Below are 14,265 nucleotides of genomic sequence, written 5' to 3'. Positions count from 1 at the left end.
TAAAAATGGATACCAATTTAGCTTTACTTTTAGTTTTATCTCCTTTTTTAGGATTTTTAATCAATGTTTTCTTTGGCAAGAGCTTAGGAAAAACCGTTTCAGGAATCATCGGAACTGCTGCTGTAGTGGTTTCTTTTGCTGTTACACTTTTCTTTTTCAATCAGGTGAGCCAAACCAAACAAGCTCTTCAGGTTACTTTATTTGACTGGATTCAAATTAGTAATTTAAAGATCAATCTTGGATTTTTATTAGATCAGTTGTCTTTACTTTGGTTGCTTTTCGTAACCGGTATCGGATCGTTGATTCACTTATACTCCATCAGCTATATGCACGACGATGAGAATATGCACAAGTTTTTTGCTTATTTGAATCTGTTCGTATTCTTCATGATTACTCTTGTAATGGGAAGTAACCTGTTAGTTTTATTCATCGGTTGGGAAGGTGTTGGTCTTTGTTCGTACTTATTAATTGGATTCTGGCACAAAAACCAGGATTACAATGATGCTGCGAAAAAAGCTTTCATCATGAACAGAATTGGAGATTTAGGTTTATTAATCGGAATGTTCATACTAGGTTCAATGTTCTCAACTTTAGATTATGCAACTTTAAAAACTGCAATCGCAGGGGCAGCAAACTTAAATATCCCATTGCTTTCATTAGCTGCTTTATGTTTGTTTATTGGAGCTTGTGGTAAATCAGCACAAATTCCATTATACACCTGGTTGCCTGATGCGATGGCAGGACCAACTCCGGTATCTGCATTAATTCACGCTGCAACAATGGTAACCGCCGGTATCTTTATGATTACCCGTTTGAACTTTGTATTTGATTTAGCTCCGGATGTTCAGTCTGTTATCGCTATTATTGGAGCTGTAACTTCATTAGTAGCTGCAACAATCGGTTTGGTTCAGACCGACATCAAAAAAGTATTAGCCTACTCTACCGTTTCTCAATTAGGTTTAATGTTTTTAGCCTTAGGATTTGGTGCTTATGAAGTAGCCGTCTTTCACGTAATCACACACGCTTTCTTCAAAGCTTGTCTGTTCTTAGGTTCAGGATCTGTAATTCATGGTTTACATGGGGAACAGGATATGCGTAAAATGGGAGGTTTGCGTAAAGCGATGCCAATCACTTTCTGGACAATGTTAATTTCATCATTAGCCATTTCAGGTGTACCGTTTTTCTCTGGTTTCTTCTCTAAAGACGAAATTTTATTAACGGCTTTCCACCATAGCATCCCGCTTTATGTTGTAGGATCTGTTGCTTCTATCATGACGGCATTTTATATGTTCAGATTAATGTTCCTTACTTTCTTTAAAGATTTCAGAGGAACCGAAGAGCAAAAACACCACTTACATGAAAGTGACGGATTGATTACTTTTCCTTTAGTAATTTTAGCTATTCTGGCTACTTTTGGAGGATTGATCAGTTTACCTGGAAACAGCTGGTTAAATGGTTATTTAGCCCCTCTTTTCACTAAAGTAGCAGGCGAAGAACACCATTTAGGTACAACAGAATACACTTTAATGGGAGTTGCTGTTTTAGGCGGATTACTAGGTATTTTAATTGCTTATGTGAAATACTTCAAACAAGATAATGTTCCGGAAGCGGACGAAAACATTACCGGTTTGACTAAAGTGTTATACAATAAATATTATGTAGACGAAGCTTACGATGCTATTTTCGTTCGCTCTATCAACGGATTATCAAGATTTTTCAGAGACTATATCGAAACAGGTTTGTCTGCCCTTGTTTTTGGATTAGGAAAAGTAGCCAACGAATTGGCTTTTCAAGGTAAAAAATTACAAAACGGAAGTATCGGATTATATCTTTTTGCATTTGTTTTAGGGCTTTGTGCCATTGTTTCCTATATATTTTTAGCTAAATAATTTTACAACTATGAACGTTTCTCTTATATTAATTATTCTTCTAATTGGTGCATTTGCCACTTATTTTGTTGGTGACAAGCTAGCATCAAAAGTAGCTTTGTTCTTTAGTTTGGCGGCTTTAGGTTGTTCAATTGTTTTATTAAATCATTTTTCAGCTGGTGAGAATATCAGTCTGATCAATACCTGGATTACTCAGCCTAAAATTTCATTTGCTCTTAACGCAGATGGTTTAGGTATGGCGATGCTTTTGCTGACAGTAGCTTTAACGCCAATTATTATATTCTCTTCTTTTGGTAACGAATACAAAAATGCCAAAGGTTTTTATGCTCTAATTTTATTTATGGCATTTGCTATGACAGGAACGTTCCTGGCAGCAGACGGTCTTTTATACTATATTTTCTGGGAGTTGGCGCTTATTCCAATTTACTTTATTGCCCTTATCTGGGGTAATGGTGATGCCGAAGAACGCAGAAAAGCAGTAGTTAAATTCTTTATCTACACACTGGCAGGTTCCTTGTTCATGTTAGTTGCTTTTATCTACTTGTATCAAAAAGCCGGAAGCTTCTTAATCGAAGATTTATACAAATTAAACTTATCTGCTTGCGAGCAATTATGGATTTTCTTAGCCTTCTTCCTTGCTTATGCTATTAAAATTCCAATCATACCTTTCCACACCTGGCAGGCAAATGTATACCAAAAAGCACCAACTGTTGGAACAATGCTTTTATCCGGTATCATGCTAAAAATGGGATTGTACAGTGTGATTCGTTGGCAATTGCCACTTGCACCATTGGCTGCAAAAGAATACATGAACATCTTCATCGCTCTTGGAATTGCGGGTGTGATCTACGGATCAATTGTAGCTTTAAGACAAAAAGATCTGAAGAAATTGTTAGCTTATTCGTCTTTGGCGCACGTTGGTTTAATTGCGGCAGGAACTTACACCTTAACTATCGATGGTTTACGTGGAGCTGTATTACAAATGATTGCTCACGGTTTTGTGGTAGTAGGTTTGTTCTATGCAGCCGAAATTATCTTCAGAAGATATGAAACCAGAGAAATTTCACAATTAGGCGGTATTCGTACACAATCTCCAAAATTCACTTCAATGTTTTTAATTTTGGTATTGGCTTCTGTTGCTTTACCAAGTACTTTTAACTTTGTTGGGGAGTTTACTGTTTTGTACAGTCTTTCTCAAATTAATATCTGGTTTGCTGTTTTAGGTGGAACTACTATTATTTTAGGGGCTTATTATATGCTTAAAATGTTTCAAAATGTAATGTTGGGAGAAACCAATTCGAAAACTTTTGCTGACGTTTCTGTTCATGAAGGAATTTCATTAGTAGCGATTATTGCAGTGTTGATTTTCTTCGGATTCTATCCAAAACCAATTACAGATTTGATTACACCAAGTTTAGAAACGATTCTGAACGTTATCAATAAAAATTAAAAAATATTTTAAATAAAAATAAATTAGGGCGTCATTAGTTTTAGATTTCCTAAATCAAAAAAACAAAAATGAATACATTAATAGCTATAACAGGATTGGGTATTTTCTGCCTATTGTTTGAAATTCTTAATTTAAGAAAGGCCATTGTTCCAATTACCATCGTAGGTTTATTGGGTGTTTTGGCGCTTAACTTTTACGAATTCGGATCAACAGCAAGTTACTATAACAATATGATTACAGTGAGTAAATTCTCTGTGACATTTTCATCGTTGTTTATTGTTTTGACCATTTTCCTGGTAGCATTAAGTCATAATTTTTACGAAAATCATCCAACCAAAATCTCCGATTTCGTTGCGATCAAAGTATTTTTATTAGCCGGTGGAGTGGCTATGGTTTCTTTCGGAAACTTAGCGATGTTTTTCTTAGGAATCGAAATCCTGTCAATTGCTCTTTACGTTTTGGCAGCAAGTGATCGTTTGAACTTAAAAAGTAATGAGGCTGGTATGAAATATTTCCTAATGGGATCTTTTGCATCTGGAATCATTTTATTCGGAATCTGTTTGATTTACGGAGCGATGGGAACTTTTGACGTAGCTGAAATCCATGAAATCTCTCTATCTGCCGAATTGCCAATCTGGTTTCCTATCGGAATGATTTTAATGATTATTGGTATGTTGTTCAAAGTAGCAGCGGTTCCTTTTCATTTCTGGGCTCCGGATGTTTACGAAGGTTCTCCTGCATTGACTACTGCTTTAATGAGTACTTTGGCAAAAGTTGTAGCGATCGCTACGCTTTATAAATTGGTTTCTGCATTGAATTTCATTCCATCACTAGACAATCAGGATCTTTTAGGAACTTTTGAAACTATTGTTGTAATCGTTTCAATCGCTTCTATGACTGTTGGAAATATAATGGCATTGCGTCAGGTAAATGTAAAACGTATGCTGGCATTCTCAGGAATCTCGCATGCCGGTTTTATGTTGATGACTTTATTAACGATAGCAACCTCAGCAGGTGTTTTATTGTACTACACAGCTGCTTATGCATTGGCCGGAATCGCTGCATTTAGTGTTGTTTTATACGTATGCAAAAATCAGGATAACGAAGATATTACCAATTTCCACGGTTTAGGAAAAACAAATCCGCTATTGGCGGCAATCCTTACAGGTTCGTTGTTGTCTATGGCCGGTGTTCCTATTTTCTCAGGTTTCTTTGCTAAGTTATTCTTATTCAACCAAACGATTCAGGCAGGATACATTGCTTTAGTGATTGTAGCAGTTATCAACTCAATTATAAGTGTTGGATATTATTTCAAACTAATCCTGGCGATGTACTCTAAAGAACCTAACCAGGAACGTACAGGAAAACCTTTCCTTATTTATGCGGTTGCTGTAATTTCAATTGCTTTAAACATTGCTTTAGGTTTGTTCCCTTCTTTAGTTTTAGATCTTTTAAAATAAGAATTTAAAAACAGCTATACGAGCCGTCAATTTTCATTGACGGCTTTTTTATTTAGAAGAATAATGCTTCAAAACAAATGCTCCGAATTGTTAAAAATTCTATAGGAATCAAGGCACATCAAAAAATATCGATTATATTTGATACGTTTTTAAAACCAATTACATTATGAACTTTAATTCAAAAAATCCATTTTTAAGCAACAAGCGTTTCTCCTCTAATGCTGTTTCAAAAGCTGAAGAAGTACATCAGGCACAAATTATCGACTACAATCAGGAGATGACTTTATCTGGTACAATCAACAAAACGGCCATCTTGTTTTTAATTTTATGCGGATCGGCTATGGTAACGTGGTGGATGGCATTTAATGGTATGAATGTGATGCTGCCTGCTATCGGAGGTGCCATCATTGGACTAATTTTAGTTGTAATTTCAGCCTTTAAACCTCAGGCTTCTCCTTATTTAGCTCCTGGTTATGCTTTATTTGAGGGACTATTCATTGGAGGAATTTCAGCCATCTTTGAAGCCAAATATCCCGGAATTGTAATTAACGCCGTTGGAGCAACTCTGGTTACTTTTTTAGTATGCCTTGGTTTGTATAAATTTAGAATTGTAAAAGTTACCGAGCAATTTAAGTCAGTAGTTGTTGCAGCAACATTAGCAATTGCTACCTATTATTTAATTTCATGGTTAGTTTCTTTATTCACAAGCTGGACGCCTGTTCACTATGGAAACTCAATGATGAGTATCGGAATTAGTGTTTTTGTTATTATTATTGCTGCGTTAAACTTATTCTTAGACTTTGATCAGATCGAAAAAGGAGTACAGCAAAGAATGCCAAAATTCATGGAATGGTATGGTGCAATGGGATTAATTATCACACTAGTTTGGTTGTACATCGAATTCTTACGACTATTGTCAAAATTATCAAGCAAAGATTAATTCTTTCTTTTTCTCATAACCAAAGCCTTCTGAAATATTCAAAAGGCTTTTTTTTTTGCTCTTACCCCTTCAGGATAATGCCAACTCCAAGTTAAACTATACTACTGTTTTTAAGCTTTCAGCCTGCTTTAAAACTTCATCTGATCAATACTTCGGAAATTCACAGACACGCTTTCTCTAGTACTTCCTTTTTTCATCCCAAAAACGATCAATACCGATTGTAAAATCGATATAATTTTCAAACTCAAAAGGTATCAACAGCTGTAGAAAAGATGACTTTTAAATCCCAAAACGCAACTTTTTTATCGCTATAACATAAATTACTCAAAATGTTATAAATCTAATATTTTGGTTTTATTGCATTTGTTTTCTTCTCTCCATTATGCTCTCAAATGCAATAAAAATGCTACTTCACAAAACCTATAATGTTTATGTAATAAATTACAATTAATGCAATTTATTACATTATCAATATTCAAAAGCATAATTTTTTACCGTTTTTACTTTTTTATAACAAATATTTTACACATATCGAAAAATGATATATTTTTGTGTAATCGATTACAAGTTTATTTATTGAATCAATACCCAAAAAATCACAAGAAACTTTATTAACCAAAAAACCACAATTATGAAAAAAAACCTACTTATTCTCCTGCTTTTACTGCTTACAGTACAAATATGGGCACAACAAGTTCAAATTACCGAATCCTCGGGTTGGCTTGAATCGGCATTTGTTAAATGGCAACCTGTAAACAATGCACAAACCTACAATGTTTACTATTCCGGTAACGGTATCACTGATCAAAAAATTGACGACCAATTGATCAGAAGTTACGGAAGTTATTTTCGTGCAGACATTCCGGGTCTAAAAGCAGGATCTTATACCGTTAAGATCAAACCAGTCATTTCGGGTGCAGAGGGTACCGGTTCAACAACAGGTTCGCTAACCGTTGCTGCCCAAGATCGTAATGGATTTGCTTTTGAGGGCGGACGCGTTCCAGGAGGATACAAAGCTGACGGAACTCCGAAAGACAATGCGGTTATTTTATACATCACGCAAAATACCAAAAACACTATTTCGATGAATATCACCGGAGCCAGTGCAAACCCTTGCGTTGGTTTACAAAACATATTGTATGCCATCAAAAAAGGAAAAGATACACGTCCGTTTATCATTCGTTTAATCGGAAATATTACCGACATGTCTGTGATGGAAGGCGGAGATGTTGTTATTGAAAATGCCAACAATGCAGCCAGTTATCTTACGATCGAAGGAATAGGAAATGATGCTGTTGCCAACGGCTGGGGCGTACGTTTGAAATCGGCATCGAACATTGAAGTGAGCAATCTTGGTTTTATGAACTGCAACAGTACCGCGGGTGACAATGTTGGCATGCAGCAAGATAATGACCACGTTTGGGTACACAACTGCGATTTATTTTATGGAAATGCGGGAAGCGATGCCGATCAAATAAAGGGAGACGGAGCTTTAGACAATAAAACTTCAACCTATATCACCCTGTCTTACAATCACTTTTGGGACAATGGAAAAGCAAGTCTTTTAGGTTTGAGCGAAGGTACCACAAGCGGTTTGTACATCACCTATCACCACAACTGGTTCGACCATTCTGATTCACGTCATCCTCGTGTGCGCTATTATTCCGCTCACATTTACAACAATTATTTTGATGGTGTAGCCAAATACGGTTCGGGTTCTACATTAGGATCTTCGTTATTTGTGGAGGGAAATTATTTCCGCAATAGTAAACACCCCATGTTAACTTCTTTGCAGGGAACAGATATCTGGGACGAAACCAATCAGGTAAATAATGCCGGAACCATGGGAACCTTTTCAGGTGAAGCGGGAGGATCAATTAAGGCTTTCAACAATACCTTTGACGCTTCAAACGGAACTAATAACATGCGTTTTGTAGCCTACAATGATCCTAATCCGTTATACAATATTTCAGGAAAAATTAGCTCTACAACCGATTTCGATGCTTATGTGGCTACGACAAGAGGCGAAACAGTAAGCAGCGCTGTTAAATCTAAATCCGGAGCAAATACGTATAATAATTTTGATACAGACGCTGCACTATACGTAAAAAATTTAACCATCGAACAACCGGCGACCGCTAAAACAAAAGTAACTCAATACGCCGGACGTGTTACGGGAGGTGATTTAAAATGGACATTTGACAATAGTATAGACGATACCTCTTCAATAGTAATCACGGCACTTAAATCGGCACTTACCAATTACACAGGGGCTTTGGTTGCTGTACAAGGGGAAGGCAATCCGCCTACAAGTTCTCAAACCCTAACTTCAACTTCCAATAACAATCAAACTGTAACCAGCGGTACTGCTATTGGGACAATTGTTTTCACTTGGGGAGGCGACGCAACAGATGCAACGGTTACCGGTTTGCCAGCTTCAGGAATTAGTTTTGTAAAAAATGCCACCGCCAAAACAATCACCATTACCGGAACTCCAACGGCTAATGTTTCCTACTCTATCACAACTACCGGAACAGGAACTCCGGCAACGGGTTCAGGAACTATTACGGTAACCACAGCCGGCACGCAAACACTGACATCCACAAACAATAACAGTCAAACGGTTGCTAGCGGAAACGCAATTGCAACGATTGTTTTCACCTGGGGAGGAAATGCGACAGATGCTACAGTTACAGGATTGCCTGCTTCTGGAATTAGTTTTGTAAAAAATACCAGTGCCAAAACGATCACCATTACAGGAAGTCCGACGGCTAATGTTTCATACTCTATCGCAACTACCGGAACCGGAACACCAGCAACGGGTTCAGGAACTATTACCGTTACTACCGGAACACCAGCCGGAGATGAGATTCATAACTTTACGACATCCGGAAAAACAAGTTCATTTTACACGATTACCGGAAATATGAATTCAACTAACGGATCAGTAACCTATGCGGGATTAACTCTTACAGCACGTCTCAAAATAGAATCAAGTACTACCATTACTTATACTACTACGAGTCCTTCGACTCTGACATTGGTTTTCGACTCTAACTTTACCGGAACCGTTAAAGTAAATAATGTTTCCTATACTGCATCGGCCGGAATTGTATCCGCAACTATCCCTGCAGGTTCCAATACCATTACAAAAGGTTCTGTTGCCAATTTGTTCTACATCAGCACGGATTACAATAGCGTAAGTACCTTAAGAACGACACAAACATCATCAGAAATCACATCAGAATCAAAAACTTCAAAAGTGATTTTATATCCCAATCCTGCTTCTAATGTTTTATACTTCTCCGAATCAGCACAAAGTATAGAAAAAGTTCAGGTGTACAATATGTCGGGAACGTTAGTAAAAAGTGTTGGCAAAAATGTGGAAAGCATTGATGTAAGTAATTTAATTTCGGGTACCTATTTAGTAAAGGTTTATACTAATGAAGGCTCGTTTAATCAAACTGTTCTAAAAAAATAAAGCGCTCAATAGTTTAAAATTCAAAAAGGCTTCCAAATTTGGAAGCCTTTTATATTTTCAAAATCTTAAACGAGACACTTTTAATTTACCAACTGGCCTGCGGAAGAGTCTCTACAATTGTATCCGGATTATCTCTTGCAAATAACATTTGTCGTTTCAATTTAAATTCTCCTATTTGATGTTCACTTGGTAAACTATCATGCAATGTATTTGTAACTTCATGATCATATTTGCCTGAAATAAGATCATACTCACTCGTAAGCCACGAACCTGCACCTGAATGAAAAGTACCAATACTAATAAGAACTAATTTATCATCTATATACTTATATACAGCTTCTCTATTACCAGCTGGTCCCATTCCCTCAAGCAAAATATGCAATTTCTTTTCAGGATCTATAGAAATATCACCCAATCTAAAATAATCTGGATATTCCGGCCCTACTGCTTCCCATGAAAGGTCTTGTAATTTATATCCTCCGCTTTCTTGCTGCAAAAGCACCAAAGTTGGACGTGAGTCTGCGCTATCATTAGTATTCTGCAAAACAATTACAGCATCTTTAAGGTTGTCATCATTTAAAAATCCTTCCGCTTGCATTTTTATTTCGCAAGGTTCTAAAACAAAATCCCGGATACTTTTCCCTGTTTTTGGAAACTGAAGTTCCTTTAAAGTTACTATAGATTCATCACCTTCATACGTACAATCATCTCGCTTTAAAACGTTTTGATTCAACGTATCTTTAATCGCTACTGCCGTTTTTTCATCTGATTTTTTACTACAACTTATCATAAAAGCTGTCAAAAACAATAAAAGTATTTTTCGATTCATTTAATACCAATTTTCAATCAAAAATAAACAAAGCTCTATAAATTGGACCTAAAAAACCGCTTATTTCGAATAAATGAAATAAGCGGTTTCTAATTGAATTTTTAAATATTACAAATCAAATTTAATTCCTTGTGCCAAAGGCAGACTCGTTGTATAATTGATTGTATTGGTCTGACGACGCATGTAAATTTTCCAGGCATCAGATCCTGACTCACGACCACCTCCGGTTTCTTTTTCTCCACCAAAAGCACCTCCAATTTCAGCACCGGAAGTTCCGATATTTACATTGGCAATTCCACAATCAGAACCCACTACTGATAAAAATCTTTCTGCTTCACGCAAATTATTAGTCATAATAGCCGATGATAATCCCTGAGCAACTCCGTTTTGAAGCTCGATCGCGTTATCCACTTCTCCCGAATATTTAATCAAATATAACACCGGAGCAAATGTTTCATGTTGTACAATTTCAAATGAATTCTGGGCTTCGGCAATTGCAGGTTTTACATAACAGCCGCTTTCGTAACCTTCTCCCGAAAGGACTCCGCCTTCTACTAATACTTTCCCTCCTTCAGCAACCACTTTATTCAAAGCAACTGCATACATTTCAACCGCATGTGTATCAATAAGTGGCCCAACGTGATTGTTTTCGTCTAATGGGTTACCAATTCTTAGTTGTTTATAAGCTGCAACCAAAGCCTCTTTTACTTTATCGTAAATACTTTCGTGTATGATTAATCGTCTTGTCGATGTGCAACGCTGTCCGGCTGTACCCACAGCACCAAAAACAGCACCAATAACGGTCATTTTAATATCGGCATCCGGAGTAACGATAATAGCATTATTTCCTCCTAACTCTAACAATGATTTCCCCAAACGTCCGGCAACTGCCTGCGCTACAATTTTCCCCATTCGGGTTGAGCCTGTAGCCGAAACTAATGGTACTCTGGTATCAGCTGTCATTAATTCTCCTATTTTGTAATCGCCGTTGATCAAACAAGAGATTCCTTCCGGTAAATTATTTTCTTTGATCACCTGAGCGATAATGTTCTGACAGGCAATTCCGCAAAGAGGTGTTTTTTCAGAAGGTTTCCAAACACAGACATCTCCCGAAATCCACGCCAAAGCTGTATTCCATGACCAAACCGCTACCGGAAAGTTAAACGCCGAAATGATTCCCACAACTCCTAACGAATGGTATTGCTCGTACATACGATGTCCCGGTCTTTCTGAATGCATCGTTAATCCGTGAAGCTGACGCGATAAACCCACTGCAAAATCACAAATGTCAATCATTTCCTGTACTTCACCGTAACCTTCCTGCAATGATTTACCCATTTCGTAGGAAACCAACTTACCAAGCGCTTCTTTATTCTCACGAAGCTTTTGTCCAAACTGACGCACAATTTCTCCACGTTGTGGTGCAGGAATTAAACGAAAACTTTTAAAAGCTTCTGTAGCAGCCTGCATAACTTTTTCATAATCCTCAGGCGTCGACATTTTTACTGATGCTATTAATTTTCCATCAACCGGTGAAAAGCTGTTTAAAATTTCTCCTGAAGAAAAATTCTCCAGCCCTGTTGATGTTCCTTCGTTTATTGATTTTATGCCCAATTTTTCCAGAGCCTCATTCATTCCAAACTGTGATGCTATTGTTGTCATTGTAACTTTTTTTGTTAAAATTGTTATATTTTTATGTAAAGATATTATTTCGGACCGAAAATAGACCAAACTAATTTGTTAAAATCAGGTAAATTTAGCTTTAATTAAAATGAATTACAGCTTTCTATCATGATTTATTCGTCTTAATTGATGAAATTTGTGACACTAAAATTACTCTAATATGTCTATTCTTAACCGGTTTCTAATCTGTTTTCTTTTGCTTTCCGTTCATGTGTTTTCTCAAAAAGAACAAAAATCTTCCTTTCAGGTGGTTCCGTTAGGCATAAAAGGAGGAATAGATGAGAAGAATCTTTCAGCCTATTTAGTTGCCCCTACTCACACCAATGATTTTATCTGTTTAGATGCCGGAACTGTGAATGCCGGAATTGAAAAAGCAATCGAAAACAAGGTTTTTAAAGTTTCAACCAGCGAAATTTTACGAAAATACATTAAAGGGTATTTTATTTCTCATGCACATTTAGATCATGTTTCAGGTTTAATAATCAACTCTCCTGCTGATTCTTCCAAGACGGTTTATGCCACTGAAAAATGTATGGAAATGATGGAAAACCATTATTTCAACGATCAGACCTGGGCCAATTTTGGAGATAAAGGCCCCGGAACTCCATTAAAAAAATACCATTTTCAGACTTTAAATATCGGAGAAGAAATTCCGGTTACCAATACAACGATGACGGCAAAAGCATTTCCGTTAAGTCATGTGAATCCTTTTGAAAGCACCGCTTTCCTGATTAAAAATGGCGAATCGTATGTACTTTATCTGGGGGATACCGGACCAGATGCTGTAGAGAAAAGTGACAAATTAAAGTCTCTTTGGACTGCCATTACACCTCTCATCAAAAACAAACAATTAAAAGGTATTTTTATTGAGGTTTCCTTCCCAAATGAACAGCCGGATCAATTTTTATTCGGACATCTTACTCCAAATTATCTCATGAAAGAGCTTCATGTTTTAGAAGAATTAGCAGGAAAAGGCACTTTGAATGGTTTTCCTATTATTGTTACACATCTAAAGCCACCTGCTAAAAATATTGCAAAACTGAAAGAGCAGTTGCAAAAACAAAATGACTTAAAGGCTAAAATTATTTATCCTGAACAAGGAAAAAGATTTGAATTGTAAATTATTTTGTAGGTATTTTTCTATAAATTTACTGAACTAATTTTTTAATAATGAAAATTGTTTGGTCAACAAAAGCTAAATATACTTTTTATACAACACGCAATTATTTAATTCAATATAGAAATACTGAAATCGCATAAAAATTTGTGAATGAAGTTTTACGAAGTACTAATTTAATTTCGAAAAATCCCCATTTAGGAAAGTTTAGGTATGATTTAGAATGTAATGAAATATTTATTACAAAACATATATCACTCTATTATGTAATTAACGAGGACTTCATTCATTTAATTCGGTTTTATGATAACCGTCAAAAACCGGCAACAATTTTAGATCTTTTTTAAATTATTCCTTTTCTCTTTAATTCAAGTAGCATGTCTTCATGTGTTACAAAATTACCTTCTTCAAACTCTCGTTTGGCTTGTTCAATATCAGCCTTGAGCTCTAATCTGAAATTTTCTTCGGGAGAAAGTATTTTTACTATAGACAATACTTCATCCGGAGTGAAAGTCTGAGATTTTAGTTTTCGATAGAAAGTCGGACTTGGAATACCAACTTTCTCGATAATATAATTTTTTTTATATGGAGATTTATCAATTAAATTTTCAATACTATCCACAATATTCATGTATGTAATTATTTCTTGTATCATTTTTGATATATTTTCACATCATTTATAATACAAATATACATCGAATATGAAAGTAAATTGTTTATTTGCCATAAAAACAAAACCCGACAGGTTTTAAAAATCTGCCGGGTTTATTTTAGTAAGTTTATTTCTTCGCCACAAATCTGGGATCCGATTCCATTACAGTTCCGCAATTATCGCAGGTTCTCAACTCTAACGAATTATAAAAATGTTCGAAATGCGGCAGAAAATCTTTTTCTATATTATGCAATTCAAAAAACACTTCATAGAGTTTATGATTGCAATGATCACAGTGCCAAAGCAATCCGTCAGTATACCCTAATCCTGCACGTTTGCGTTCGATTACCAATCCTATTGAACCTTCGGAACGAACAGGTGAATGGGGAACTTTAGCCGGATGAAGATACATATCACCTGCATGTAAATCCATTTCCTTTCGTTCTCCATCTTCCTGAATAATCACTTTTATGCTGCCTTCCAGCTGATAAAAAAGCTCTTCGGTTTCGTTATAATGATAATCTTTTCGGGCATTCGGACCTGCAACAATCATCACGATATAGTCGCCGGAATCAACATAAAGATTTTTATTCCCAACGGGAGGTTTTAGTAAATGACGGTTCTCATCGATCCACTTTGTTAGATTGAAAGGTTTTGCTATTGCCATTTTTAAAGGTAGTAAGTTTCTAAGTAGCTAAGTTAAGGAAAAGTTTTCAGTCTCAGTGCCCGTTTTTAGTCGCAGTCGCAGTCTCAGTTTACACTGA

At 36.2% G+C, this 14,265-nt stretch carries 10 protein-coding genes; 6 read left to right on the top strand and 4 right to left on the bottom strand.

The window, feature by feature from the left end; genetic code table 11:
• Positions 1 to 5: 5 nt before the first annotated feature.
• The 5 genes from nuoL to OLM58_RS08265 all read left to right on the top strand — a co-directional run bounded on the left by nuoL (position 6) and on the right by OLM58_RS08265 (position 9,220).
• Positions 6 to 1,889 (top strand): NADH-quinone oxidoreductase subunit L, encoded by a 1,884-nt coding sequence (nuoL, locus tag OLM58_RS08285; protein ID WP_264531916.1) that lies wholly within the window; start codon positions 6 to 8, stop codon positions 1,887 to 1,889.
• Positions 1,890 to 1,899: 10 nt separating this feature from the next.
• Complete coding sequence (locus tag OLM58_RS08280) at positions 1,900 to 3,339, top strand: complex I subunit 4 family protein (protein WP_264531915.1); 1,440 nt, start codon at positions 1,900 to 1,902, stop codon at positions 3,337 to 3,339.
• A gap of 68 nt (positions 3,340 to 3,407) precedes the next feature.
• Positions 3,408 to 4,799, top strand: coding sequence for an NADH-quinone oxidoreductase subunit N (locus OLM58_RS08275; protein ID WP_264531914.1), 1,392 nt, complete (start codon positions 3,408 to 3,410; stop codon positions 4,797 to 4,799).
• A gap of 166 nt (positions 4,800 to 4,965) precedes the next feature.
• Positions 4,966 to 5,739: a Bax inhibitor-1/YccA family membrane protein gene (locus OLM58_RS08270; protein WP_017494595.1), complete on the top strand. Its 774-nt coding sequence runs from the start codon at positions 4,966 to 4,968 to the stop codon at positions 5,737 to 5,739.
• A 631-nt stretch (positions 5,740 to 6,370) separates the two neighbouring features.
• A complete protein-coding gene (locus tag OLM58_RS08265; protein ID WP_264531913.1) occupies positions 6,371 to 9,220 on the top strand; it encodes a T9SS type A sorting domain-containing protein in 2,850 nt (949 codons plus the stop codon).
• 85 nt (positions 9,221 to 9,305) lie between these two features.
• Here OLM58_RS08265 and OLM58_RS08260 read toward each other — a convergent pair whose 3' ends face one another.
• Together OLM58_RS08260 and OLM58_RS08255 are read right to left on the bottom strand one after the other, a co-directional pair.
• Positions 9,306 to 10,049 carry a hypothetical protein gene (locus OLM58_RS08260; protein WP_264531912.1) on the bottom strand — a complete coding sequence of 248 codons (744 nt, stop codon included), beginning with the start codon at positions 10,047 to 10,049 and terminating at the stop codon, positions 9,306 to 9,308.
• Between the two features lie 108 nt (positions 10,050 to 10,157).
• Positions 10,158 to 11,711 carry an aldehyde dehydrogenase family protein gene (locus OLM58_RS08255; RefSeq protein WP_264531911.1) on the bottom strand — a complete coding sequence of 518 codons (1,554 nt, stop codon included), beginning with the start codon at positions 11,709 to 11,711 and terminating at the stop codon, positions 10,158 to 10,160.
• Positions 11,712 to 11,892: 181 nt separating this feature from the next.
• On the opposite strand from OLM58_RS08255, the gene OLM58_RS08250 reads away from it, so the two are divergent.
• Positions 11,893 to 12,852: an MBL fold metallo-hydrolase gene (locus OLM58_RS08250; protein ID WP_264531910.1), complete on the top strand. Its 960-nt coding sequence runs from the start codon at positions 11,893 to 11,895 to the stop codon at positions 12,850 to 12,852.
• Between the two features lie 340 nt (positions 12,853 to 13,192).
• On the opposite strand, the gene OLM58_RS08245 is transcribed toward OLM58_RS08250, so the two are convergent.
• Complete coding sequence (locus tag OLM58_RS08245; protein WP_264531909.1) at positions 13,193 to 13,504, bottom strand: hypothetical protein; 312 nt, start codon at positions 13,502 to 13,504, stop codon at positions 13,193 to 13,195.
• Between the two features lie 124 nt (positions 13,505 to 13,628).
• Positions 13,629 to 14,168, bottom strand: coding sequence for a 3-hydroxyanthranilate 3,4-dioxygenase (locus tag OLM58_RS08240; protein ID WP_089076707.1), 540 nt, complete (start codon positions 14,166 to 14,168; stop codon positions 13,629 to 13,631).
• Positions 14,169 to 14,265: the final 97 nt, after the last annotated feature.

This window comes from Flavobacterium sp. N502540 (genome assembly GCF_025947365.1).
Classification (GTDB): Bacteria; Bacteroidota; Bacteroidia; order Flavobacteriales; family Flavobacteriaceae; genus Flavobacterium.
The sequence above is the reverse complement of the archived record's forward strand: the minus strand, read 5'-3'. Positions and strand labels throughout refer to the sequence as shown.

Excerpts from the sequence above, each read along its gene's own strand:
- nuoL (WP_264531916.1), top strand. The coding sequence starts at position 6 with ATGGATACCAATTTAGCTTTACTTTTAGTTTTATCTCCTTTTTTAGGA.
- OLM58_RS08280 (WP_264531915.1), top strand. The coding sequence starts at position 1,900 with ATGAACGTTTCTCTTATATTAATTATTCTTCTAATTGGTGCATTTGCC.
- OLM58_RS08275 (WP_264531914.1), top strand. The coding sequence starts at position 3,408 with ATGAATACATTAATAGCTATAACAGGATTGGGTATTTTCTGCCTATTG.
- OLM58_RS08270 (WP_017494595.1), top strand. The coding sequence starts at position 4,966 with ATGAACTTTAATTCAAAAAATCCATTTTTAAGCAACAAGCGTTTCTCC.
- OLM58_RS08265 (WP_264531913.1), top strand. The coding sequence starts at position 6,371 with ATGAAAAAAAACCTACTTATTCTCCTGCTTTTACTGCTTACAGTACAA.
- OLM58_RS08260 (WP_264531912.1), bottom strand. The coding sequence starts at position 10,049 with ATGAATCGAAAAATACTTTTATTGTTTTTGACAGCTTTTATGATAAGT.
- OLM58_RS08255 (WP_264531911.1), bottom strand. The coding sequence starts at position 11,711 with ATGACAACAATAGCATCACAGTTTGGAATGAATGAGGCTCTGGAAAAA.
- OLM58_RS08250 (WP_264531910.1), top strand. The coding sequence starts at position 11,893 with ATGTCTATTCTTAACCGGTTTCTAATCTGTTTTCTTTTGCTTTCCGTT.
- OLM58_RS08245 (WP_264531909.1), bottom strand. The coding sequence starts at position 13,504 with ATGATACAAGAAATAATTACATACATGAATATTGTGGATAGTATTGAA.
- OLM58_RS08240 (WP_089076707.1), bottom strand. The coding sequence starts at position 14,168 with ATGGCAATAGCAAAACCTTTCAATCTAACAAAGTGGATCGATGAGAAC.